The sequence below is a fragment of the Actinoplanes subtropicus genome, assembly GCF_000721705.1.
GTDB lineage: Bacteria > Actinomycetota > Actinomycetes > Mycobacteriales > Micromonosporaceae > Actinoplanes > Actinoplanes subtropicus.
In genome coordinates, this window is sequence record NZ_JOJL01000013.1 from 47,162 (window position 1) to 68,335 (window position 21,174).

The 21,174-nt window shown below is 72.2% G+C and carries 20 protein-coding genes; 7 read left to right on the forward strand and 13 right to left on the reverse strand.

Going from position 1 to position 21,174, the window contains the following annotated elements:
- Positions 1-29 precede the first annotated feature (29 nt).
- On the reverse strand, positions 30-425 hold the full coding sequence (locus tag IH26_RS0119020) for a YybH family protein (protein ID WP_030437559.1): 396 nt from the start codon (positions 423-425) through the stop codon (positions 30-32).
- Positions 426-504: 79 nt separating this feature from the next.
- Between IH26_RS0119020 and IH26_RS55935 the strand changes: the two genes are divergently transcribed.
- Complete coding sequence (locus IH26_RS55935; RefSeq protein ID WP_051808280.1) at positions 505-1,116, forward strand: TetR/AcrR family transcriptional regulator; 612 nt, start codon at positions 505-507, stop codon at positions 1,114-1,116.
- Positions 1,117-1,151: 35 nt separating this feature from the next.
- Here the strand turns inward: IH26_RS55935 and IH26_RS0119030 are convergent, their stop codons facing one another.
- The 4 genes from IH26_RS0119030 to IH26_RS0119045 are packed head-to-tail and all read right to left on the reverse strand — an operon-like array spanning position 1,152 to position 5,939.
- On the reverse strand, positions 1,152-2,174 hold the full coding sequence (locus tag IH26_RS0119030; protein ID WP_030437561.1) for a LacI family DNA-binding transcriptional regulator: 1,023 nt from the start codon (positions 2,172-2,174) through the stop codon (positions 1,152-1,154).
- A gap of 30 nt (positions 2,175-2,204) precedes the next feature.
- A complete protein-coding gene (locus IH26_RS53680) occupies positions 2,205-3,389 on the reverse strand; it encodes an extracellular solute-binding protein (protein ID WP_245665299.1) in 1,185 nt (394 codons plus the stop codon).
- A 58-nt stretch (positions 3,390-3,447) separates the two neighbouring features.
- Positions 3,448-4,521 carry a cellulose binding domain-containing protein gene (locus tag IH26_RS0119040; RefSeq protein ID WP_030437562.1) on the reverse strand — a complete coding sequence of 358 codons (1,074 nt, stop codon included), beginning with the start codon at positions 4,519-4,521 and terminating at the stop codon, positions 3,448-3,450.
- Entirely contained in the window at positions 4,518-5,939 is a 1,422-nt protein-coding gene (locus tag IH26_RS0119045; RefSeq protein ID WP_030437563.1) for a non-reducing end alpha-L-arabinofuranosidase family hydrolase, read from the reverse strand. The genes IH26_RS0119040 and IH26_RS0119045 overlap by 4 nt, the downstream gene beginning before the upstream one ends.
- A 255-nt stretch (positions 5,940-6,194) precedes the next feature.
- Here IH26_RS0119045 and IH26_RS0119050 point away from each other — a divergent pair, with 255 nt between their 5' ends.
- The gene (locus tag IH26_RS0119050) at positions 6,195-6,644 is read left to right on the forward strand and encodes an SRPBCC family protein (protein WP_030437564.1); all 450 of its coding nucleotides are present in this window, start codon (positions 6,195-6,197) and stop codon (positions 6,642-6,644) included.
- The gene (locus IH26_RS0119055) at positions 6,641-8,221 is read left to right on the forward strand and encodes a phytoene desaturase family protein (protein ID WP_030437565.1); all 1,581 of its coding nucleotides are present in this window, start codon (positions 6,641-6,643) and stop codon (positions 8,219-8,221) included. Before IH26_RS0119050 ends, IH26_RS0119055 begins: the two co-directional genes overlap by 4 nt.
- A gap of 38 nt (positions 8,222-8,259) precedes the next feature.
- Here IH26_RS0119055 and IH26_RS0119060 read toward each other — a convergent pair whose 3' ends face one another.
- Positions 8,260-8,703 (reverse strand): Hsp20/alpha crystallin family protein, encoded by a 444-nt coding sequence (locus tag IH26_RS0119060; RefSeq protein WP_030437566.1) that lies wholly within the window; start codon positions 8,701-8,703, stop codon positions 8,260-8,262.
- A gap of 116 nt (positions 8,704-8,819) precedes the next feature.
- Between IH26_RS0119060 and IH26_RS0119065 the strand changes: the two genes are divergently transcribed.
- Positions 8,820-9,440, forward strand: coding sequence for a hypothetical protein (locus tag IH26_RS0119065; protein WP_211268688.1), 621 nt, complete (start codon positions 8,820-8,822; stop codon positions 9,438-9,440).
- Between the two features lie 114 nt (positions 9,441-9,554).
- The gene (locus tag IH26_RS0119070) at positions 9,555-10,148 is read left to right on the forward strand and encodes a sugar O-acetyltransferase (protein ID WP_034215713.1); all 594 of its coding nucleotides are present in this window, start codon (positions 9,555-9,557) and stop codon (positions 10,146-10,148) included.
- On the opposite strand, the gene IH26_RS0119075 is transcribed toward IH26_RS0119070, so the two are convergent.
- The 7 genes from IH26_RS0119075 to IH26_RS0119105 all read right to left on the reverse strand — a co-directional run bounded on the left by IH26_RS0119075 (position 10,123) and on the right by IH26_RS0119105 (position 19,827).
- On the reverse strand, positions 10,123-10,836 hold the full coding sequence (locus IH26_RS0119075) for a TetR/AcrR family transcriptional regulator (RefSeq protein ID WP_030437569.1): 714 nt from the start codon (positions 10,834-10,836) through the stop codon (positions 10,123-10,125). The genes IH26_RS0119070 and IH26_RS0119075 overlap by 26 nt on opposite strands.
- Positions 10,833-12,521, reverse strand: a complete 1,689-nt coding sequence (gene atzF / locus IH26_RS0119080; protein ID WP_030437570.1) for an allophanate hydrolase — start codon at positions 12,519-12,521, stop codon at positions 10,833-10,835. Before atzF ends, IH26_RS0119075 begins: the two co-directional genes overlap by 4 nt.
- Positions 12,518-16,066 (reverse strand): urea carboxylase, encoded by a 3,549-nt coding sequence (uca, locus tag IH26_RS0119085; protein ID WP_030437571.1) that lies wholly within the window; start codon positions 16,064-16,066, stop codon positions 12,518-12,520. Before uca ends, atzF begins: the two co-directional genes overlap by 4 nt.
- Positions 16,063-16,659 carry an urea amidolyase associated protein UAAP2 gene (locus tag IH26_RS0119090; protein ID WP_034215646.1) on the reverse strand — a complete coding sequence of 199 codons (597 nt, stop codon included), beginning with the start codon at positions 16,657-16,659 and terminating at the stop codon, positions 16,063-16,065. Before IH26_RS0119090 ends, uca begins: the two co-directional genes overlap by 4 nt.
- Positions 16,656-17,501, reverse strand: coding sequence for an urea amidolyase associated protein UAAP1 (locus tag IH26_RS0119095; protein WP_030437573.1), 846 nt, complete (start codon positions 17,499-17,501; stop codon positions 16,656-16,658). Before IH26_RS0119095 ends, IH26_RS0119090 begins: the two co-directional genes overlap by 4 nt.
- The gene (locus IH26_RS0119100) at positions 17,498-19,042 is read right to left on the reverse strand and encodes an APC family permease (RefSeq protein ID WP_051808281.1); all 1,545 of its coding nucleotides are present in this window, start codon (positions 19,040-19,042) and stop codon (positions 17,498-17,500) included. The genes IH26_RS0119095 and IH26_RS0119100 overlap by 4 nt, the downstream gene beginning before the upstream one ends.
- A gap of 128 nt (positions 19,043-19,170) precedes the next feature.
- The gene (locus tag IH26_RS0119105) at positions 19,171-19,827 is read right to left on the reverse strand and encodes a TetR/AcrR family transcriptional regulator (RefSeq protein ID WP_030437575.1); all 657 of its coding nucleotides are present in this window, start codon (positions 19,825-19,827) and stop codon (positions 19,171-19,173) included.
- Between the two features lie 99 nt (positions 19,828-19,926).
- Between IH26_RS0119105 and IH26_RS0119110 the strand changes: the two genes are divergently transcribed.
- Together IH26_RS0119110 and IH26_RS0119115 are read left to right on the forward strand one after the other, a co-directional pair.
- The gene (locus IH26_RS0119110; protein WP_084598918.1) at positions 19,927-20,322 is read left to right on the forward strand and encodes a zinc-binding dehydrogenase; all 396 of its coding nucleotides are present in this window, start codon (positions 19,927-19,929) and stop codon (positions 20,320-20,322) included.
- 32 nt (positions 20,323-20,354) lie between these two features.
- Positions 20,355-21,035: an SDR family NAD(P)-dependent oxidoreductase gene (locus IH26_RS0119115; protein ID WP_030437577.1), complete on the forward strand. Its 681-nt coding sequence runs from the start codon at positions 20,355-20,357 to the stop codon at positions 21,033-21,035.
- Positions 21,036-21,174 lie beyond the last annotated feature (139 nt).

Here is a 21,174-nt window from a genome sequence, read left to right on the forward strand (position 1 = left end):
TGCCGGGCGCAGCCGATCCGGCAAAGAAGTCAGGCTTGCGCTGGGAGCGGGGTCGAGATGTCCACGGCGATCCGCCACCGGCCGTCGTCGTCGCGGCGCCAGATCGTCGCGTCCCAGACGGCGACCGCGGTGGCACCGAGGTCGACGGTGACGGTGCACAGCACGTAACCCAGATCGCCCGAGGACGACCACTCGTGCATCTCGATCGTCCGGCGGGCGCCGGCCGCGGTGGCGCGGGCGATCGCCGTACGCCAGAACTCGCCGATCGCGGCATGGCCACGGATGGGGCGCATGCCGTCCGCCATGATCTGCGCGTCGGCGGTGTAGTACTCCGTCATCGTGCCGGCGCCGTCGCCGTAGAAGAGCTGCTCGAACTCGCGGGTGAAGCCCTCGATCGCGGCCAGGTCAAAGGTGTCCAGAGACATGCCCCGGAGCTTATTGACAGTTCTGCCACTTGGCAACACTGCCAAAAGACATAACTGCCAGATAGCGTACGATCGGAGCATGAGCACTTCCGACGCCGGCGACGGGACCGGCCTGCGCGAGCGGCGCCGCCGCCGCACCATGGAGGCGATCATCGACGCCGCGCTGGCCCTGTTCGAGGAGAGGGGCTACGACGCGGTCCCGGTCGAGGAGATCGCCGCCGCGGCCGAGGTCTCCCCGCGCACCTTCTACCGGCACTTCCCCGCCAAGGAGGACGTGCTGGTCCTCGACCCGCGGACCGAGGCGGCGGTGCGGGCCGCGCTGGCCGAGGAGCGCCCCGGCGAGACCGACGCCGGCTTCGTCGCGCGGACGCTGATCGCCGCGCTCACCGCCCGCCGGCCCGACCGGGCGCGCCGCGGATACCAGCTGATCCAGACCACGCCCGCCCTGCAGGCCCGCGCCTTCCAGCTCGTCTGGCGCGACCAGGAGGCCATCGTCCAGGCTCTGCTGGCGCGCCGCCCGGCCGGTCCGGATGCCGAGCTCCGTGCCCGCGTGGTCACCGTCGCCGTCGGCGACGCCGTCCGCGTCGGCCTGGCCGCCTGGGTCCAGGCCGGCCAGCCGGGGCCGGTTCAGGAGTACTGCGAGCGCGCCCTGGCCACGCTGCGCGACGCGCTCACCGAGCCGACCCGCTGACGGCGGCACGCACCTCGTGCTCGCCGGCCAGCGAGTCACGCCGGCGGGCGGGCGGTGCTCCCCCGTACGGTCAAGGTGGTTGCCAGCTCGACGCCGACCTGGGCCAGCCGTTCGCCGCGGCCCAGGGCCAGGGCCATCTCGGTGGCCGCCACCGCCATCTCGGCCAGCGGCTGGTGGACGGTGGTCAGCGGCGGGTCCATCAGCGCCGTCACCGGCAGGTCGTCGAAGCCGACCACGCTCAGGTCGGCGGGGATGCGCAGCCCGGCCTCCCGGGCCGCCTGGTAGACGCCGAACGCGACCAGGTCGTTGCCGGCGAAGATCGCGGTCGGCCGGTCGGGCCGCGCCAGCAGCCGCCGGGCCGCCGCGTGGCCGTCCTCCTGGCTCATCTCGGCGCGGGCCACCAGGGCCGGCTCCACCGGCAGGCCGGCACCCTCCATCGCGGAGCGGTAGCCGTCGAACCGGGCCCGGAAGAGCAGCACCTGGTCGGGCCCGCTGATCATCGCGATCCGGCGGTGCCCGAGCTGGATCAGGTGCCGGGTGGCCGAGCGGCCGCCGGCCCAGTTCGTCGCCCCGACGAAGGCGACGTCGTCGTCCAGCTCGTGGGTGGGGTCGAAGACCACGAACGGGATGTCCTTGGCCCGCAACAGTTCTCGTTCCTGCTCGGTCAGCTGGGCGACGTTCACCACGCAGGCCGGGCGGCGGGTGAGCGTGTCGTCGATCCAGTACCGGATCGAGCTGCCGTCCGGGCCGAACTCGGTCAGCACCAGCCCCAGCTGGTGCTGGCGGGCCGCGCGCTGGACGCCGCGGATGATCTCGACGCCCCACAGGCTCTCGACCGCCGGGAAGACGAGCTCCATCAGATTGCTGCGGCTGGGCGAGGAGGACTTGCGATAGCCGTACGCGTTGATCAGCGCCTCGACGCGGGCGCGGGTGTCGGCCGCCACGCCGGGCCGCCCGTTGATCACCTTGGAGACGGTCGGGACCGACACCCCGGCGGTCTGCGCGATGTAGGAGATGGTGACCGGCCGCGACGGATCATCCGGGTCGGTGGCGGGCAAGGCGACTCCCTCCGGCCGCGCGGGAAAGTTTCAGCCGCACCCTACCGCGTACCCCCGCCCGAAGCACGCGCCAACTGATTGACCAGAGTCGAAGTCCGAGACGCCTCGGCGAGAAACCGTCCGGCTCCTATCCAGAAAGTTTCGGGCCGCGTCCCGGGCGGCCCCGCTGCGGGGGCGCCCGGGACGCGAGGTCAGGAGCTGGCCTTGTAGTCCTGGTCCGTGGCGGAGAGGACCTTTGTCCGGGGTGGACTGGTTGCTGAAGATCTCCTGCAGGCCGCTGAGCATGGTCTGCTGGACCTTGGCGTTGGGCCACAGCTGGTCCATGAACGGCACGGTCTTGTTGTCCTTCACGTACGTGGTCAGTTCGGCCAGGCCCGGGTCGACCGGGGTGCCGGCGCCGGCCAGGGTGGGCAGGCTGCCCTGCGCCTCGTTGAAGGTCTTCATGCCCTCCGGCGACATCACGAACGTGATGAACTTCAGCGCCAGGTCCTTGTTCTTCGCCTTGGCGTTCACTCCGTAACCGGCGCCCGCGGCGGCCGGCATCAGGAACCCGGCCGGGTCGTCGGTGGCCGGCAGCGCCTTCATCGTGAAGTGCCCGCTCGCGTTCTTGCCCTTCAGCAGGCTGATCACCCAGTTGCCCTGCACGATGCCGAGCGTCCTGCCGGCGGCGGCGAGCGTCTGGCCGGCCTCGTAACTGGTGCCCAGCGGGTTCTTCTGGAAGCAGCCGGCCTTGCTCATCTCCTGGTACTTGGCCATCGCGGTGGTCCACGGCGAGTTCGCGAAGGTGGCCTGGCCGTCGGCCATCTTGGTGGCGAAGTCCTTGTCCGGGCCGAAGACCGTGGTGGCGACCAGCGCGTACAGCACCAGCTGGGTGACCCAGTTGTCCTGAATGCCCAGCGCGTACGCCGGGGTGCCCTTGGCCGCGGCCGCCTTGCAGAAGGCGAGCAGGTCGGTCCAGGTGCCGGGCGCGGTGAGGCCGGCCTTCTTCATCGCGTCGTCGTTGTGGACGGCGCCGATCCCGTTCAGCCCGAAGAGCGCGTTGTAGGTCTTGCCCTGGTACTGGGCGACGGTCTCGAACGAGTCGGGCAGCTGCGCGGCCCACGGCCGGAGATGAGGTAGTTGCGGATCGCGCCCTCGCCCACCGCATGCTGCCGGTTCCCCGAGGCAGCCAGAAACTTTCGTCCTGAAGCTACGCCGCCCGTCGACAAGCGTCAATGTGTTCGAGGCCGGGCGGAAAGGGGATCCGCCCGGCCTCGGAGAAACTTTCCGTCGGTCAGGGGCTGGTGCAGCCGATCCCGGTCGGGATGCTGCCGCCGTTGCCGTTGGCGACGAATCCGAACGTGGTCGTGCCGCCGGCCGCGACGCTGCCGTTGTACGAGGCGTTCCGCACGCTGATCGCGCCGCTGGTGCCGGTGTTCACCCCGTTCCACAGGTTGGTGATGGTCTGCCCGCCGGCCAGCGTCATCCGGACGGTCCAGCCGTTGACCGGCGAGCTGCCGGCCCGCACCGTGACCTCGGCCTGGAATCCGGTGCCCCAACTGTTGGTCACCTGATAGCCGGCAGTGCAGACGCCGGCCGGCCCGCTGGGCGACGTACTCGGGGTTGGCGAAGTGGTCGGAGTCGGCGGCGTGGTCGGCGGGGTGGTCGGCGTACCGCCGGTGCCGAGGCTGCCGGGTACCGAGCGCAAGGCGTTGTACCAGACGGTTGCCATCTTGCTGTACCCACCCGCGTTCGGGTGGACGCCGTCCGCCAGGTCGGCGGTTGTCAGCGCACTGTACATCTCCACGAGGTGGACATGCTTCCCGGCGTTGGCCTTGCTCGTCACGATGGCGGGGATCTGCGCATCGAAACCGCGTACCGTCGCGTCGCAGCAGGACAGCGGGATGATGGTGGCCACGAACAGCTCCGCCTGCGGCGCCTCGGCGGTGATGTGGTCGATCAGCGTGGACAGCCGCGCCGGGGCGCCGGCCGGGTCGCTTCCGTACATGTCGTTGGTGCCGATGTGCAACAGGATGGTGTGCGGGGTGTAGGCCCGCAGCCAGCCGACCACGTTGGCGTCGATCTGGGCGATCGTCCAGCCGGAGTGCCCCTCGTGATCGTGGTCACCGAGACTGGCCGGCCCGTTGGCGAGCGAGCCGACGAAGTCCACCGTGTAGCCGCCGGCGACGAACTTCTGCCACAGGTCGATCCGGTAGCCGCCGGGCACGGTGAGCCCGTCGGTGATCGAGTCGCCGAGCGGCATCACGCGTACGCCTCCGTTCGATTCCGCTCCGGCCGTTCCGGGTGTGAGGATCGCGGCTGCGATGAGGGCGGCCGCCGCAAGGGCCGCACCGATCCGCTTCTTCATGACAGCGTCAGCACTCCCGGGCGCCAGGGCAGCAGGTTGTAGTCGCCGCCCGCGTTGGGGTCCTTGCCCTGGTAGAGGAACTGCAGGTGGCACGGGTCGACGGTCATCGTCTGGTCCGGGTTGGTGCGGACCAGGTCGCCGTGGCTGATGTCGTTGGTCCAGCTCGCCCCGCTGTTGGCCTTGCCGGCGAACGGGTTGCTCTCGGACGCCGCCTGCGGGGTCCACGTGCCGCCCAGGCTGCTGGCCGTGAAGGAGCGGAAGTAGCGGCCCCTCGACCCCTGCGCCTCGACGATCATGAGGTACTGGTTCTGCCCCTGGACCTTGTAGACCTGAACCGCCTCGAACAGGTTGGCCGACGTGTCACTCATGACCGTCGTGTAGTTCGAGCCGAAGCTGCTCGGGAAGTTCCCGATCGGCATGCTGGCCCGGTAGATCTTGCCGTTGTCCCCGGCGAAGAACAGGTACATGGTCGTGCTGTCGCCGATCAGCGTCTGGTCGATCGGGCCGTACGGCGCGTCGGAAACGCTTCCGGTGAAGAGCGCCTGCTGCGCCGACCACCCGTTCGCGTTCGTCGGGTCGCTCGACGTCCGGTACAGGAACGGGGACGAGCCCCACTGCGAGGCCAGCACCCAGATGTTCTTCGGGGCGAAGTAGAACAGCGTGGGCGCGACCCCGGCGGTCGTCATCGTGTTCTGGCTGGCCGAGGCCATGTCGGACCAGTTCGTGAAGAGACCGAAGTTCATCGAGCCGTACGACCCGCCGGTGTTGACGTCCGAGGCGTAGACCAGGTGCTTGCCGTTGTAGACGACGCTGGAGAAGTCCTTGACCGAGACAAAGCCGGACTTCGGGGTGGCCAGCGGGCCGGTCGACGTCCAGTGGTAGGTCGACGGGAGCGTGCAGTTGCCGGGCGGCGCCGAGGTGGGCGGAGTGGTCGGCGGTGTGGTGGGCGGCGTCGTCGGGGGCGTGGTGGGCGTGGTGGTCGGCGGCGTCGTCGGGGTCGTGCCGCCGGTGCAGGCCACGCCGTTGACGGCGAACGCGGTCGGCGCCGGGTTGCTGCCGGTCCACGACCCGTTGAAGCCGAACGACACCGTGCCGTTGGTCGCCACCGCGCCGTTGTAGCTGACGTTCTTCGCGGTCACCGCCGCGCCGGACTGGGTGAGCGTCGTGTTCCACGCCTGCGTCACCGTCTGCCCCGCGCCGAACGACCAGGTCAGCGTCCAGCCGGTCAGCGGATCGCCGAGGTTCGTGATCGTCACGTTGGCGCCGAACCCGCCCTGCCACTGCGACGACACGGCGTAGCTCACCGAGCAGCCCGCCGTCGCGGCGTCGGCCGGCAACGCCACGGCGACCGCCCCCGACGCCAGCGCCACCACCGTGGCCGACACCAGTCCGACATTGACCCTGCTAAATCTGGCCATCACCCTGTTCTCCTGCCGCGGGAATCGTTTCCGGTGAATCAGGCATTCGCGACAGGCATGTTACGGGAGCGCTCCCACGGGCTCAATCCGAGACGTGGCGGCACCGGCCCGATCGATCGACATGAATGCAGCTCAAGGTCGCCCACGGCAGGCCGTAACAATTTTTCACCGGGCATTTCTTACTGATCAAGCAAAACCAGGGCACGAACATCTACGTACGCGTTAGCCGCGGCCCCACGCGGGTATCCGCCGGTCATGGCAACCGTGAGCCGCACGATCCGGGCCCCCGCCGAGCAGGTGTACGCGATCCTGGCCGACGGCTGGACCTACAGCGACTGGGTCGTGGGCACGGCACACATCCGCGACGTCGACGCGTCCTGGCCCGCGGTCGGCTCGAAGCTGCACCACAAGATCGGCCCGTGGCCGCTCTCGCTCAAGGACGCCTCGACCGTGGTCGCCGCCGACCCGGGCCGCTCGCTCACCCTGCGCGCCGGCCTCTGGCCGCTCGGCGAGGCGACGGTCCACCTCGAGCTAGCACCGGTGGACGGCGACAACACCCGGGTGACCATGTACGAGGACTTCCACGCCGGACCGCTGCACTGGGCCAAGAACAAGATCAACGATCTGGCGCTGCATGGCCGCAACACCGAGGCGCTGCGCCGGCTGGGCGAACTCGCCGAGAATTCCCCGACCACCCGGCGATGACCGCATCCGACGCGGTCGTCATCGGGGCCGGCCACAACGGCCTGGTCGCCGCGAACCTGCTCGCCGACGCCGGCTGGTCCGTCGTCGTGCTGGAGGCGACCGCCCACCCCGGCGGCGCGGTCCGCTCGGGCCACATCACGGCGCCCGGCTATCTCAGCGATCTCTTCAGCGCCTTCTACCCGCTCGCGTACGCCTCCCCGGTCTTGCGCTCTTTGGACCTGCCGATCGAATGGCAGCACGCGCCCGCCGTCTTCGCGCACCTGCTGCCGGACGGCCGGGCCGCCACGGTCAGCCGCGACCTCGAGACGACGATGGCCTCGATGGAGCGGTTCGCGCCGGGCGACGGCGAGCGCTGGAGGGCGGTCTACCGGGAGTGGGCCGCGCTGTCCCGACCCCTGATGGACGCCCTGCTCACCCCGTTCCCGCCGGTCCGCGACGGACTGCGCCTGCTGCGCGGACTGGGTACGGCCGGCGCCCTGCGCTTCGGCCGCCGGCTGGTCCTGCCGGCCCGCCAGCTGGGCCGGGAATGGTTCCGGGGAGAGGGCGCGCCCCTGGCCTTCGCCGGCTGCGCGCTGCACACCGACCTGTCGCCCGAGCAGGCCGGCAGCGGCGTGTACGGCTGGCTGCTCGCCATGCTGGGCCAGGAGATCGGATGGCCGGTCCCCCGCGGCGGGGCGCAACAGATCACCGACGCACTCGTACGCCGTTTGGAGTCGCGCGGTGGCCAGGTCTTGTACAAGTCGCCCGCCGAGCGGATCCTGATCGCCCACGGCCGGGCCCTCGGCGTACGGACGGCCGGCGGAACCGACCACCGAGCCCGCCGCGCGGTCGTCGCCGACGTGCCCGCGCCGGCGCTCTTCCTCGACCTGGTCGGGGCGCGGCGGCTGCCCTCCCGGCTGGTCGAGGACCTGGAGCACTTCCGGTGGGACGGCGCCACCCTGAAGATCGACTGGGCGATCGGCTCGAAGATCCCCTGGCGCGACCCGGCCGCCGCCGGCGCGGGGACCGTGCACCTCGGCGCCGATCTCGACGGGCTGACCCGGTACTCAACGCACCTGGCGCTCGGCGAGACACCGCCGCAGCCGTTCCTGCTGTTCGGCCAGATGACCACCGCGGACCCGACCCGCTCGCCGGCCGGCACCGAGTCGGCGTGGGCGTACACCCACCTGCCCCGGCGATCGAGCTGGCCGGCCGACGAGATCGCCGCGCACGTCGAACGGATGGAGGCGACCGTGGAGCGGCACGCGCCCGGCTTCGGCAAGGCCGTGCTCGCCCGCAGCGTGATGGCGCCGGCCGACCTCGAGGACGCCGACCCGTCGCTGTCCGGCGGCGCGCTCGGCGGCGGCACGTCGGCCGCGTTCCAGCAGCTCTTCCTCCGCCCGACGCCGGGACTGGGCCGGCCGGACACCCCGGTCGACCGGCTCTTCCTCGCCAGTTCGTCGGCCCATCCCGGCGGCGGCGTGCACGGCGCGCCGGGCGGCAACGCGGCCCGCGCCGCCCTGGTCCGCGACCGCGGCCTGACCGGCCAGGCCTACCGGACCGCGATCGCCGCGGCCCAGCGGGCGATCTACCGCTGAGGGCCCCGGCGAACCGCCGGGGCCCTCAGTGCCATCGGTCAGGCGTCGATCGCCGCCTGGTCGCCGGCGTTGACCGCGACATTCACCTTGCGGGGCTTGGCCTTTTCCAGCACCGGGATGCGTAGGACCAGCACACCGTTGTCGTAGCCGGCCTGGATGCGCTCGCTGTCGAGCACGTCGGAGAGGATCAGCTGGCGGGAGAACACGCCCAGCGGTCGCTCGGACGCCTGCATCTGCGCGTCGTCGCCCAGATCGAGCGGCCGCCGCTCGGCCTTGACCGTCAGCACGTTGCGCTCGATGTCGACATCGATGCTGTCCGGGGTCACGCCGGGCAGGTCGAACGCCACGATGAACTCGTCGCCGGTACGGTACGCATCCAGCGGCATCGCGACCGGCCGCGACCAGGTACCGGGCTGGGAGTCGCCGAGGATCTGCCGGGTCCACCGGTCGAGCTCCCGGAACGGGTCAGTGCGCACCAACATCGATTCCACCTCCAAGATCTCTGACAACCGGGGTGTCAATGCGCTCACCCACCGTTGTAGCATGTCATCGGAACGACGACAAGTGGAATGTCATTCGAAAGACGACGGAGTTGAGCGTGCCGGATCCGAACCCCCATGAGGCGCAGCTCGCGCTCGCCCTGATCCTGACCGCGACCGGCGACGAGTCGGCCCAGGCGGCGCTCGCCGCGCTGATCGCGCTGCGCCACCTGCGCGACCATCTCGACGCCTGGGAGCCAAAGCTGATCGCCACCGCGCGGGCCGCCGGGGCCAGCTGGGCCGAGCTGGCCCCCGCGATCGGGGTCACCAGCCGCCAGGCGGCCGAGCGCCGCTACCTGCGGATCCGCCGCGGCGCGCAGGACGACGCGGCCGCCACCGCCGACCAGCGTGTGACCGCCGAGCGCGACCGCCGCGCCGGCACCCGGGCGGTCACCGGCTGGGCCCGGGACAACGGCGCCGACCTGCGGCAGCTCGCCGGCCAGGTCACCGCGCTGACCGACCTCGGCCCACAGGCGCAGGCCAGCCTCGACCGGCTGCACCGGGCCCTCGGCGGCAGCGACCCGGCCACCCTGCTCCCCCTGCTCAGCGACGCCCAGGAATACCTGACGCCGCGGCACGCCGCGCTCGCCGAGCGCATCGCCGGTGTCACCGACGACGCCGACCACGTCCGGCGGGTCACCCAGCGCCGGCGCGAGCGCCAGCGCGGAACGCCCGGCTGACGGTTGGCCCCGGACAAAGACGGCGGCTACGACAAAGCCGGTAGGAGCGGGGAGATCATCGCCCGGTTCCTGCGGTGATCCCCGGCGCCCGTTCCGATGCGTACGATCGTCCGCATGAGGTCTGTAGAGCCCGCCGACGGTGACCTGCGATCCATGCGGGAGCGCATGCTGGCCGGCGATCTCTATCGGGGCGCCGACCCGGAGCTGGAAGCCGAGATGCGCGCGGCGATGGTGCTGAGCAAGGCGTTCAACGACAGCGACCCGGGCGACCCCGGGCACCGGCGGAGCCTGCTGGGGCGGTTGCTCGGCTCGATCGGTGCCGACGTGGAGATCCGGCCGCCGCTTTACGTCGACTACGGCAGTCACCTGCACATCGGCGACCGCGTGTTCGTCAACTTCGGGCTGACCGCGCTGGACGTGGCGGAGATCCGGATCGGCGACGACGTGCTGCTGGGCCCGAACGTCCAGCTGCTGACCCCGACGCATCCGATCGACCCGGAGCCGCGGCGCGCCAAGTGGGAGGCGGCCCTGCCGATCACGATCGGCGACAACGTGTGGATCGGCGGCCTGGCGGTGGTCTGCCCCGGCGTGACCATCGGCGCCGACTCGGTGATCGGTGCCGGCGCGGTCGTCACCCGGGACGTCCCGGCCGGCGTGGTCGCGGTGGGCAACCCGGCCCGCGTCATCCGCTCCGTTCAGGACGATTGACCGCCGCGGGCATCAGTTCGCCGGCCTCGGCGCGGGCCTGGTCGATCGTGGCCTGCGGGCAGCCGCACAACCGCAGGCAGGAGGCGGCGATCGCCTGCGCGTCGGCGCTGTCCGGCTCCCGGGCCCGACGGATCTGGATCACCACCTCGGTGACCTGGATGAGCAACTCACCGAGGCGCCGCGCGCCGGCGCCGGCCAGCACCTCGGGGCCGGCCACCCGGGCGGCCAGCCGGCCGTACGCATCCTGCAGCTCCTGCCGCTCGGCGCGGAACGAGTCGTATCGCTCGTGCTGCACCTCGGGCAACAGGTACAGCGTGCCGATGTTGTGCGGCGTGCGGCTGAGGGTCTCCACGTCGGCCAGCGCGAGCAGATACAGCGCCGCCGCGGGGCTGGCGCCGCCCGGGACGAGGCCCTCGATCCGCCGGACGGCCTCCAGGCTGGGCCGGACCGAGGTGGTCAGCAGCTCGATGAGCAGCTCGTCCTTGCCGGCGAAGTGGTAGTAGAGCGACGCCTGCCGGATGCCGACCCGCTCGGCGATCAGGCGGGTGGTGGTCGCGGCGAAGCCACGCTCGGCGAACAGCGCCGCGGCCGCGTCCAGGATCTGCTGGCGCGGGGTGGCGCCGGCCGCGCCCGAGGCGGGTGCATGCCGCGGCCGCCCGGGTCGAGCCTGCTGCGCCATATCGGTCATCTTCGCACGGAAGCCCCTGAAGCCCCGGCCGCCCCGGCGGTCCCGGCGAGGTAGGCGCGCCATCCGCCGAGGTGGCTGATGTCCGGCGCGTTCGCCAGCGCCGCCGGTTCGACCAGGAAGCCGCTGACCGAGGTGCCGTCGGCGAGCGTCACCCGGCCGATGGCCATCGGCGCCGGGACGGCGGCGACGAAGGCCCCGAAGCCGTCCGCCGGCAGCCGCCACAGTTCGCCCTCGATGCTGCGCCCGCCGGCACCGACCCGGACCAGCCCCGGCTTGCGCGGATCGGTGTCGAGCACGTGCAACGCGTAGCCCGGGGCGGTGGCCGTGACCGCGACGAGCGTGCCGCCGGCCGCCACCAGCTGGACGTTCAGCGGCTGGCCGGTCAGGTGGGCGCCGACCACGAACAGGTCGACGCCCGGGTTGGCGAACCGGCGGGCCAGCTCGGCCAGCGCGCGGTCGGTGAAGGCGGCCCCGGTCAGCATCACCCCGAACGGCAGCCCGCCGGCGAACCCGGCCGGCACCGCCAGCGAGGCGTAGTCCAGCAGGTTCGCGAAGTTCGTGAAGCGGCCCATCCGCGCGTTGGCCCCGACCGGGTCGGCGGCCACCTCGGCCAGCGTGGGGTGCCACGTGGTGGTGGGGGTGAGCAGCGCGTCGCAGCCGTCCAGCGCCGCCCGGCCGGCGGCGTTGAGCGCGGCGAGCCGGGCGGTGTCGGTGGCCCAGTCGGCGGCGGTCTTCTCCTTGCCGCCGAGGATGATGCCGGCGACGGTCGGGTCCAGGTCGGAACCGATCAGGTCGGCGTGTTTCTCCAGGTGTGGCCCGGCGGCGGCATACCGCTCGGCCACGAACGCCCCGCCGTACAGCAGCGCCGCCGCCTCCAGCAGGGGTGCGACGTCGACCTCGACGATCTCGGCGCCGGTCGCCGCGAACCGGCGTACGGCCGCATCGAACGCCTCCCGCCACCCGGGCGCGAGATCCGCCAGGTGCTCGTCCGCGGGAACGGCGAGCCGGGGCCGGGCCGGGGCCGCCACCGAAGGTGAAGAGGGACGGGAGAGCGGATCGGCCGGGTCGACCCCTTCCATCAATTCGGCGACCGTACGGGCGAGGGACAGCTCGCGGGCGAAGACGGTCACGCAGTCGAGCGAGTAGCAGGCGGGCACCACCCCGGTGACCGGGACGAGGCCCCGGGTCGGCTTCACCCCGATGATCCCGTTCAGCGCCGCCGGCACCCGGCCGGACCCGGCCGTGTCGGTGCCCAGGGCGAAGTCGACGAGGCCGAGGGCGACCGCCACCGCCGACCCCGACGACGAACCGCCGGAGATGCGCGCCGGATCCCAGGCGTTGCGGACGGCGCCGTACGGGCTGCGGGTGCCGACCAGGCCGGTGGCGAACTGGTCGAGGTTCGTCTTGCCGATCACCACCGCGCCCGCCGCGCGCAGCCGGGCCACCGCGGTGGCGTCGGCGCCGGGCCGGTAGGCGTAGGACGGGGCACCGGCGGTGGTGGGCAGCCCGTACACGTCGATGTTGTCCTTGACCGCGAACACCAGGCCGGCCAGCGGCAACGACGGGTCCACCGCGGACGCCTCGGCGAGCGTCGCGGCCCGGTCGCGGAGCGAGATCCAGATCTCCGGCCGGCCGGCCGCCTCGATCCGGTCGAAGGCGGCGGCGACCCGGGCCACGACGGTCACGGGCGCACCGCCGCCAGGATCTGGCCCGGCGCGACCTGCTCGCCGGCCTTCACGTACAACTCGACCAGGGTGCCCGGCACCGGTGTGGTCACCTTCGCCTCCATCTTCATCGCCTCCAGGGACAGCACGGGATCGTCGGCGGCCAGCAGATCGCCGGGCGCGGCGGACAACTGCCAGACCGTGGCGGTGAACGGCGCGGTGACCGCCGTGGCCCCGGCCGGCAGCGCCACCTCCGAGGCCGGCGCCGGCGGCTCGGTGTCCCGCCGGTCGAACTCGCCGGCGGCCCGCCAGCGCTGTTTCTCCGCCTCGAACGCGGCCGACTGCCGGGCCCGGAACCCGGCGATCGACTCGGCGTTCGCGGCCAGGAACTCGTTGTACTCCGCCAGCGAGAACGACCCGTCGGCGGTGTCCAGGGCGAACCGGCCGGCGTCGCTCTCGGCGCGGAGCTCGAGCAGTTCCTCGGCCGTCACCGGGTACCACTCGATCCGGTCGAAGAACCGCAGCGCCCAGGGCTGGTCGCGGTGGCGGAAGCGATTCCAGATCTGCACCGTACGGCCGACGAACTGGTAGCCGCCGGGGCCCTCCATGCCGTAGATGCACAGGTACGCCCCGCCGATGCCCACCGAGTTCTCGGCCGTCCACGTACGGGCCGGGTTGTATTTCGTGGTGACCAGCCGGTGCCTCGGGTCCAGCGGGGTGGCGACCGGCGCGCCCAGGTAGACGTCGCCGAGCCCGAGCACGAGGTAGCTGGCGTCGAACACCGTGCGGTAGACGTCGTCGGGCGTGTCCAGGCCGTTGATCCGGCGGATGAACTCGATGTTCCACGGGCACCAGGGCGCGTCGTCGCGTACGCCCGCCATGTAGCGCTCGATGGCCAGCCGGGTGGCCGGATCGTCCCAGCTGAGCGGCAGCCGGACGGTGCGCGAGGGTACGGCCAGCTCGTGCGTGGGCGGCACCTCGGCCTCCAGCTCGCGCAGCAGGACGGCGACATCGCGCGCCTTCAGGACGCTCGCGTCGGTGTGGACCTGCAGCGACCGGATGCCGGGCGTGACGTCGAGGATCCCGGCGGGCCGGTGCCGGGCGAGGGTCTCCTGCAGCGCGTGCACCCGCATGCGCAGCGCCAGGTCGAGCTCCATCGGCCCGTACTCGACCAGCACGTTGTCGTCGCCGTCGCGCCGGTAGGTGACCGCCGGGCGGTCCGCGTCCTCTTCCAGGCGGCCGAGGATGCCGTCGTCGCCGTCGCCGCCGCGGGTGACGACCGTCGGGGCATGGCGCCGGTCGATCAGGGCGGCCGCGTCGGCCTCCCGGACCGGTACGAACCGGACGGTGTCGCCGGGGCGGAGCTGGCCGAGCTTCCACAGCTCCCCGCTGGCGACCACGGCCGGGCAGACGAAGCCGCCCAGGGACGGGCCGTCCGGGCCCAGGATGATCGGCGTGTCGCCGGTGAAGTCCAGGGCGCCGACCGCGTACGGCGTGTCGTGGATGTTGGAGGGGTGCAGGCCCGCCTCGCCGCCGTCGGGGCGGGCCCAGGCCGGCTTCGGGCCGATCAGCCGGATGCCGGTCCGGGCGGAGTTGTGGTGCACCTGGTAGTCGGTGGCGTAGAGCGTCTCGATGTCGGCCCGGGTGAAGAACTCGGGCGCGGCGTGCGGCCCCTCGGTGACCCCGATCTGCCAGGTGTCGGTCAGGTGGGGGCGGCGGTCCTCGGGCGTGCGCCGTTTGGTGAACGCGGTGGAAGAGCGGGGCCGCAGCACGTCGCCGGCGAGCAGCGCCCGGCCGCCGTGGCCGCCGAACCCGCCGAGCGTGAAGGTGGCCGCGCTGCCCAGATAGGACGGCACGGCCAGGCCGCCGCCGACCGCGACGTACGTGCGCAGCCCGGGCCCGGTCGGCGCGCCGAGGGTGAGCACTCCCCCGGCCGGCACCTCGATCGCGGTCCACAGGTCCACCGGTTCGCCGTCCAGCGTCAGCGGCACCGGCGCGCCCGTCACCGCGACCACCGACGGCGCGGAGAACCGGACCGACAGGCCGCCCGCGGTGACCTCCAGCGCCGGCGTCGTGGCCGGGTTGCCGGCGGCGAGGTTGGCCTCGGCGAACGAGACGGCGTCGAATGGCCCGCTGGGCGGCACCCCGACGTGCCAGTAACCGAGCCGTCCGGGCAGCTCCTGCACGGTGGTCATCGGCCCGGGCACGAGAACGTCGATCCGGGGCCGCGGGTCGGTGGTGGTCCGCAGCGTCGTGGTGGAGTGGGTGGCGGCGCGCAGCGCGGGCTCGTCGGTGAGCGAGCGCAACAGCCCCAGGTTGGTGACGATGCCGTCGATCCGGGTCGCGTCCAGGGCCGCGCCGAGCCGATCGAGCGCCTGGTCGCGGGTGTCCCCGACCGCGATGATCTTGGCGAGCATCGGGTCGTAGAACGGCGAGACCTCGAGGCCCGTCTCGACGTAGCTGTCCACCCGTACGCCCGCCGGGAACTCCGCCCGGGTGACCAGGCCGGAGGAGGGCAGGGAGTCCTTCGCCGGGTCCTCGGCGTAGACCCGCGCCTCGACCGCGAACCCGGACGGGCGCCAGTCCCGCTCGAACACCGCGGGATCCACCGACCCGGTGCCGGCCAGCTCCAGTTGCAGCGCCACCAGGTCGACCCCGAAGACCTCCTCGGTGACCGGGTGCTCGACCTGCAGGCGGGTGTTGACCTCCAGGAAGGCGGCCTCCTCCCGGACCGGGTCGTAGACGAACTCGACCGTGCCGGCACCCCGGTAGTTCACCGTGGCGAGGAGCGCCCGGGCGCTGGCATGCAGCCGCTCCCGGACCGGCCCGGGCAGGCCGGGCGCGGGCGCCTCCTCGAGGACCTTCTGGTTGCGCCGCTGCAGCGAGCAGTCCCGGTCGCCGAGCACCGCGATCCGTCCCGCCCCGTCGCCGAAGACCTGCACCTCGACGTGGCGGGCGGGCCGGACCAGCCGTTCGAGGAAGACCCCGGCCGAGTCGAAGTTGGCGCGGGCCAGCGCCTCGACCCGCTCGAAGGCCGCGCGTACCTCGCCGGCGGAGACGCAGGCCTGCATGCCGATGCCGCCCCCGCCGCCGGTCGCCTTCAACATCACCGGCAGGCCGATCGCCTCCGCCGCGGCCACCGCCTCGCCGGCGGAGGCGAGCAGCCCGGTGCCGGCCAGCAGCGGAACGCCGGCCCGCTCGGCCAGCGCCCGGGCGGTGTGCTTGGCGCCGAACGCGACGATCTGCCCGGGCGTCGGGCCGGCGAACCGGATGCCGGCCGCCTCCACCTCGCGGGCGAACTCGGCGCTCTCCGAGAGGAACCCGTAGCCGGGGTGGACGATCTCGGCGCCGCTGCTCAGCGCGGCGGCGAGGATGAGGTCGCGACGCAGGTACGACTCCCGGGCCGGCGCCGGGCCGAGCCGGACCGCGGTGTCGGCCTCGCGCACGTGCGGCGCGGCCCGGTCGGCGTCGGAGAAGACCGCGACCGTCCGCAACCCGCGCATTTTCGCCGTACGAATGATCCGCCGGGCGATCTCGCCCCGGTTCGCGATCAGCACGGTCGTCATGGCCGCACCACGATCATGCGCAGCGGCGTGGGGTTGAAGTCGTTGCACGGGTTGTTCATCTGCGGGCAGTTGGAGACGACCACCAGCACGTCCATCTCGGCCCGGACCGCCACCCGCTTGCCCGGCCCCGACATCCCGTCCACGATCCCGAGCGCGCCATCGGGCTCGACCGGGACGTTCATGAACCAATTCAGGTTCGAGACCAGATCCCGTACGCCCAGGCCGTGTTTGGCCCCCTCGCTGAGAAAGTTCTCGCGGCAGCCGTGGTGGAACATCACGTGGTGGCCGTAGCGCAGGGTGTTGGACTCCTTGCCGCACGCCCCGCCGATGGTGTCCTGCCGGTCGATCTCGTTCGCGACGACGGTCATCAGCGGCCGTCCCTCGTTGCTGCGCAGCACGGTGCCGGTGCGGACGTACGCGTTGCCCTGCCAGGCGAGGGTGTCGGGCACGCTGTAGCGCTCGTCCGGGTCGTGCGCGTTGTAGATCAGGCAGTCCGCCGACTGGTTGCCGCCGACGTCGACGATGGTGAGCACGTCGCCGGCTTCGACGACGCCCGACCAGGACGCCCGGGGCTCCACCCACTCGTCTCTCATAGCCCGCGCGCCTCCGCGTAGTCGATGGTGTTGAGATAGGCACGGTTCAACTCCGGGGTGGCGTCGAACCGCCGGTCGGCCGGTCCGGTGGCGTCGCCGCGCCAGGCATGCACCCGCAGCGGTCCGACCGTGTACTCGGGCCGCGGATCCAGCGGGTGAGCGACGTTGGCCAGCAGCACCAGCAGCGGCAACTCGGCCACCAGCGTCACGTGCGTTCCGGGGCCGGCCGAGCCGAGCCAGTCCAGGGCGCCGTCGAGCCCGACCCGTACACCCTGGAAGAAGCTGACGCTGGGCGGCAGGTCGCGCCGGGTGAGGCCGTGCTTGGCGGCCGCCTTGACGAACAGGCTGCGCCCGGCGGGCGAGGGACCCTCCGGGCGGGCGTCGCCGTACTTGCTCTCGTTCCAGGCCTCGGTGGTGGTGCCGCAGAACGCGTCATGCTGCCCGGAGGAGTCCTCGACCAGGCTGGCCAGCACCCGCCCGTCGCCGGAGAGCAGCGGCGTCCCGGTTTTCAGGTACGCCTGCCACGGGATCTTCAGCGTGTCGGCCACGTTCAGCCGCTCCACCGGCTCGAGCGCGTTGTAGACGAGCAGGTGCGCGCACGCCTGTCCGGCCGGATCGTCCAGGCGCAGCCGGGTGCCCCGGGCGAGCACCTTGTGGGTGTACCCGCCGGGCGCCACCGTCTCGGCCCAGGTGAGCGCGGCCGGGTCGACCCCGCCGGGCGTGAACGGGCTGCTCGACGCGGGAAGATAGGGCATCCACTCGCTGCTCCGCCCGGTCTGGGCCCGGGCGTCGTCCCGTGCGTGGAGGACGCTGTCGGTGCGGTGCTCTTCGCGGGCACTCATGCTTCGGCCGGCACATGGGTGTGCGGGATGTGGACCAGCTCGATGTTCTGGTGCAGCCGCTTGTAACCGAAGTAGCCGGCGCCGATGGCCACGACCGCCGCGACCAGCAGCACGGCGCTGTACTGCAGCACCCAGTTCCCGTGCGGCGAGAGGTCGTAGATCTCGGTCCGCGGCCACATCAGGTTGACCACCATGATCACCTGGTAGATCACCGCCACGACGTTGACGGCGAGCCCCCACCGGCCCATCGAGAACAGCGGCTTGCCGTCCTCGTCCACCCCGGCCGGGAAGTGGTCGGTGTTCCGGTGCCGGATCCGCACCACCAGCAGCGGGAGCGTGACCCCGAGGTAGCCGATGTAGAGCATCGCGATGCAGATGCTGGAGAGCGCGGTGAAGATCGTCGTGGAGTTGATGTTCACGAGCAGCGCGATCACCGCGCCGGCGCCGACCACGATCGAGGTGAGGATGGGTGTCCCGGTGCGCGGCGAGACCTTGCCCAGCGCCCTGGCGAACGGGAAGGCGCCCTCGCGCGACATCGAGTACATCATCCGCGCGCCGGAGGTCTGGCAGGCCAGCGTGCAGGCGAAGACCGCCACGGCGACGCAGCAGAGCAGCAGCCGGCCCAGCACGCCGCCGAGCCGCTCGGTGAGCACCCAGGACAGGCCGAGGGTGGAGAGGTTGCCGTCGGTGAGGCTGGGGGCGGCCATCAGCGCGGCCAGGATCAGCAGGCCGCCGCCCAGGCCCGAGGTGGTCAGCGCCCGGATGATCGTCTTGGGGGTGGTCTTGCGCGGCGCGTGGGTCTCCTCCGCCAGCTCGCCGGCCGAATCAAAACCGACCATGACGTACGCGGCCATCAGTCCCGAGGCCAGCCAGGCGAAGAAGTACGAGCCGGTGCCGGTCCAGCCGGTGTGGTGCAGTACCACCGACGGACCCCGCTCGGAGAGCGCGAACAGCACTCCGACCAGCACGACCACGCCGACGATCTCGACCGCGACGCCGACGCTGGTGGCCGCCGCCATCTGCCGGATGCCCAGCACGTTCACCAGCGTCGTGACGGCCAGCAGGAGCACGCCCAGGATGATCGCGTTCTGCGCCCCGGTCGCGGAGAGGATGGACGGGTCGGCGGCGGAGCCACCGACCATCTGGAAGCCCGACCAGATCGCCGGGAGCACCGCCTGCATCGCGATCGCCGCCACGGCGACGGTGAGGATCTGGCCGATCACCATGATCCAGCCGGTGAAGAAGCCCCAGCTCACTCCGGCCAGCCGGCTCGACCACTGGAAGATCGCGCCGGACACCGGCCAGCGGCCGGCCAGCTCGGAGAAGCACAGCGCGACGCACAGCTGCCCGGCGAACACCACCGGCCAGGACCAGAAGAACGAGGCCCCGCCCAGCAGGAAGCCCAGCCCGAAGAGCTGGAACACCGTGGTCAGGATCGAGACGAAGGAGAAGCCCGCGGCGAAGGACGCGAACGTCCCGACGCCCCGGCGCAGTTCTTGTTTGTAGCCGATGTGACCAGGGTCGATGTCCGTTGCGCTCATGACTCCACCTCCGGCGGGTCTTATCTGTCGTCCGACAGGTAATGGACCTGAGGTTGGAGTCCGGGTGTTCCAGGGGCGGTTCGGCGGCGTTAAGACGACGTTCCGGGGCGTTAAATCGTCATGACTGCCTACGGGCGCTGGGTGCGCTGCAGCGCCCGGACGAGCGTCTCGCGCGGCGGCGGCGCCGGCAGCGTCTCGGTGTGGTCCGCCGCGAAGGCCTGCAGCAGGTATTCCACGTGGCGCCGCCAGGCGTCGGGCGCCTCCCCGGCGGTCGCCGCGATCACGCCGGCGTTGGCCATCAGCAGCACGACCAGGTCGTCCGGGTGGAAGTCGGGGCGCAGCCGCCCGGCCGCCTTCGCCCTACGGACGATCTTGAGCCAGTCGCGGTAACCGGTGTTGCGCTGGTGCTCGAGGTCCTCGACGGCCGGGTTGGCCGCGGCGAAGGTGATCGTGAGCAGGTCGGCGAAGCCGCGGTCGCCGGACTGCATGGCGCACACCCGGCGCACGTACCCGCAAAAGCCCTGCCACGCGTCGGGCGCGGCCAGGGCCTCGGCGGCCGCGTCGGCGTAGGCGCGCATCTTGTCGCCGAACGCGGCGGCGATCAGCGACTCCCGGTCCGGGAAGCGGCGGTGCACGGTCGCCTCGCCGACCTCGGCACGCCGGGCGATCTCGTCGAACGGCACCCGGAGGCCGTGCTCGGCGAACGCCCGCTGGGCCGCGGCGACGATCGCCGCCCGGTTCCGCGCGGCGTCGGTACGCAGGGGCCGGTCGGAAGGAGTTCGCATGGTCACACCCTCACGATCGCACAAGTGGAGGAAACCCACCACTTCCGTGCTAGCGTGAAAGTGAAGGCACGGCTCCACTTCTGAACGGGAGACAGACCCATGAAGGCGGTCACCTTTCACGAGTACGGCGATCCGTCGGCCGCCCCGACCACCTACGGCCCGGGGCTGGCCGACCGGGTCGCCGCACTGGCCCCGGCGGGCGTGGACGCGGTCCTCGACACGGCCGGCTCCGGATCGCTGCCCGACCTCATCAAGATCGCGCCCGGGGCGGCCGCGGTGGTGAGCATCGCCGACTACACCGCGCCGGAGCACGGTGCCCGCCTCACGGCCGCTGCCGAGGCGCCCGCCGAGGCCCTGGCCCAGGCGGCCGCGCTCGGTGCGGCCGGGCGCTACACCCCGCGGGTCGCCGCCACGTACGGCCTCGACCAGGCCGCCGAGGCGCACGCCCACAGCCAGTCCGGGCATGCCCAGGGCAAGCTCGTCATCGCTTTCTGAGCCCCTCCCCTCCCCCCGAAAAAGGATCCTTCATGCCCACGATCGCCATCGTCGGGGCCGGCCCCGGGCTCGGCCTGTCCATTGCCAGAGTGTTCGGCCGGAACGGCTTCTCCGTTGCCCTCGTCTCCCGGACCCAGGAGAAGCTCGACGAGCTCGCCGGTCAGTTGCGGGCGGACGGCGTCGACGCCGCCGGGTTCGCGGCCGACATCATGGACCGGCCCGCGCTGGTTGCCGCGTTCGACCGGATCAAGGAGCGGTTCGGCACCGTCGACGTGCTGGAGTACTCGCCGGCCCCGCACACCCCCGTGCCCGGCATCACCATGACCGGCCCGCTGGAGGCCACGATCGAGACACTCCAGCCCCAGCTGGACTACTACCTGTACGGCGGGCTCACCGCCGCCCGGCAGGTCCTGCCCGAGATGCTCGCGAACAACGCCGGCACCCTGCTGTTCACCACCGGCGGCTCCTCGGTCGACCCGCTGACCGGCCCGGTCGAGTTCGCCGCCACCGCCACCGGCTCGGCCGCCCTGCGCGCCTGGGTGCTCAAGCTGCACCAGGCCTTGTCCGGCACCGGCGTCTACGCGGCCCACATCCCCCTGTCGGTATGGATCGGCAGCGGCGGCCCGGAAACCCACCCCGACACCATCGCCGACCACTACTGGACCACCTACACCAAACGCGACGGCGCCGAGCACCACTACGCCGCCAGCTGACCGACGCCACCCCACCCACCGAACCCCGATCCACGCACCGGACGCGATCCAGCCACCTGACACAGCCCAACTCGCAGACGCGGCGCAGCGGGCGGACGCGACCCAACCGGCAGACGCGGCCCAGCGGGCGAGCACGACC

What these genes read in the sequence shown, in the direction of transcription:
- IH26_RS0119075 (WP_030437569.1), bottom strand. Translation starts at nt 10,836, where the DNA reads ATGACCGATATGGCGCAGCAGGCTCGACCCGGGCGGCCGCGGCATGCA.
- IH26_RS0119055 (WP_030437565.1), top strand. Translation starts at nt 6,641, where the DNA reads ATGACCGCATCCGACGCGGTCGTCATCGGGGCCGGCCACAACGGCCTG.
- IH26_RS0119060 (WP_030437566.1), bottom strand. Translation starts at nt 8,703, where the DNA reads ATGTTGGTGCGCACTGACCCGTTCCGGGAGCTCGACCGGTGGACCCGG.
- IH26_RS0119095 (WP_030437573.1), bottom strand. Translation starts at nt 17,501, where the DNA reads ATGAGTGCCCGCGAAGAGCACCGCACCGACAGCGTCCTCCACGCACGG.
- IH26_RS0119050 (WP_030437564.1), top strand. Translation starts at nt 6,195, where the DNA reads ATGGCAACCGTGAGCCGCACGATCCGGGCCCCCGCCGAGCAGGTGTAC.
- IH26_RS0119110 (WP_084598918.1), top strand. Translation starts at nt 19,927, where the DNA reads ATGAAGGCGGTCACCTTTCACGAGTACGGCGATCCGTCGGCCGCCCCG.
- IH26_RS55935 (WP_051808280.1), top strand. Translation starts at nt 505, where the DNA reads ATGAGCACTTCCGACGCCGGCGACGGGACCGGCCTGCGCGAGCGGCGC.
- IH26_RS0119070 (WP_034215713.1), top strand. Translation starts at nt 9,555, where the DNA reads ATGAGGTCTGTAGAGCCCGCCGACGGTGACCTGCGATCCATGCGGGAG.
- uca (WP_030437571.1), bottom strand. Translation starts at nt 16,066, where the DNA reads ATGACGACCGTGCTGATCGCGAACCGGGGCGAGATCGCCCGGCGGATC.
- IH26_RS0119100 (WP_051808281.1), bottom strand. Translation starts at nt 19,042, where the DNA reads ATGAGCGCAACGGACATCGACCCTGGTCACATCGGCTACAAACAAGAA.
- IH26_RS0119115 (WP_030437577.1), top strand. Translation starts at nt 20,355, where the DNA reads ATGCCCACGATCGCCATCGTCGGGGCCGGCCCCGGGCTCGGCCTGTCC.
- IH26_RS0119090 (WP_034215646.1), bottom strand. Translation starts at nt 16,659, where the DNA reads ATGAGAGACGAGTGGGTGGAGCCCCGGGCGTCCTGGTCGGGCGTCGTC.
- IH26_RS0119105 (WP_030437575.1), bottom strand. Translation starts at nt 19,827, where the DNA reads ATGCGAACTCCTTCCGACCGGCCCCTGCGTACCGACGCCGCGCGGAAC.
- IH26_RS0119045 (WP_030437563.1), bottom strand. Translation starts at nt 5,939, where the DNA reads ATGGCCAGATTTAGCAGGGTCAATGTCGGACTGGTGTCGGCCACGGTG.
- IH26_RS0119040 (WP_030437562.1), bottom strand. Translation starts at nt 4,521, where the DNA reads ATGAAGAAGCGGATCGGTGCGGCCCTTGCGGCGGCCGCCCTCATCGCA.
- IH26_RS0119020 (WP_030437559.1), bottom strand. Translation starts at nt 425, where the DNA reads ATGTCTCTGGACACCTTTGACCTGGCCGCGATCGAGGGCTTCACCCGC.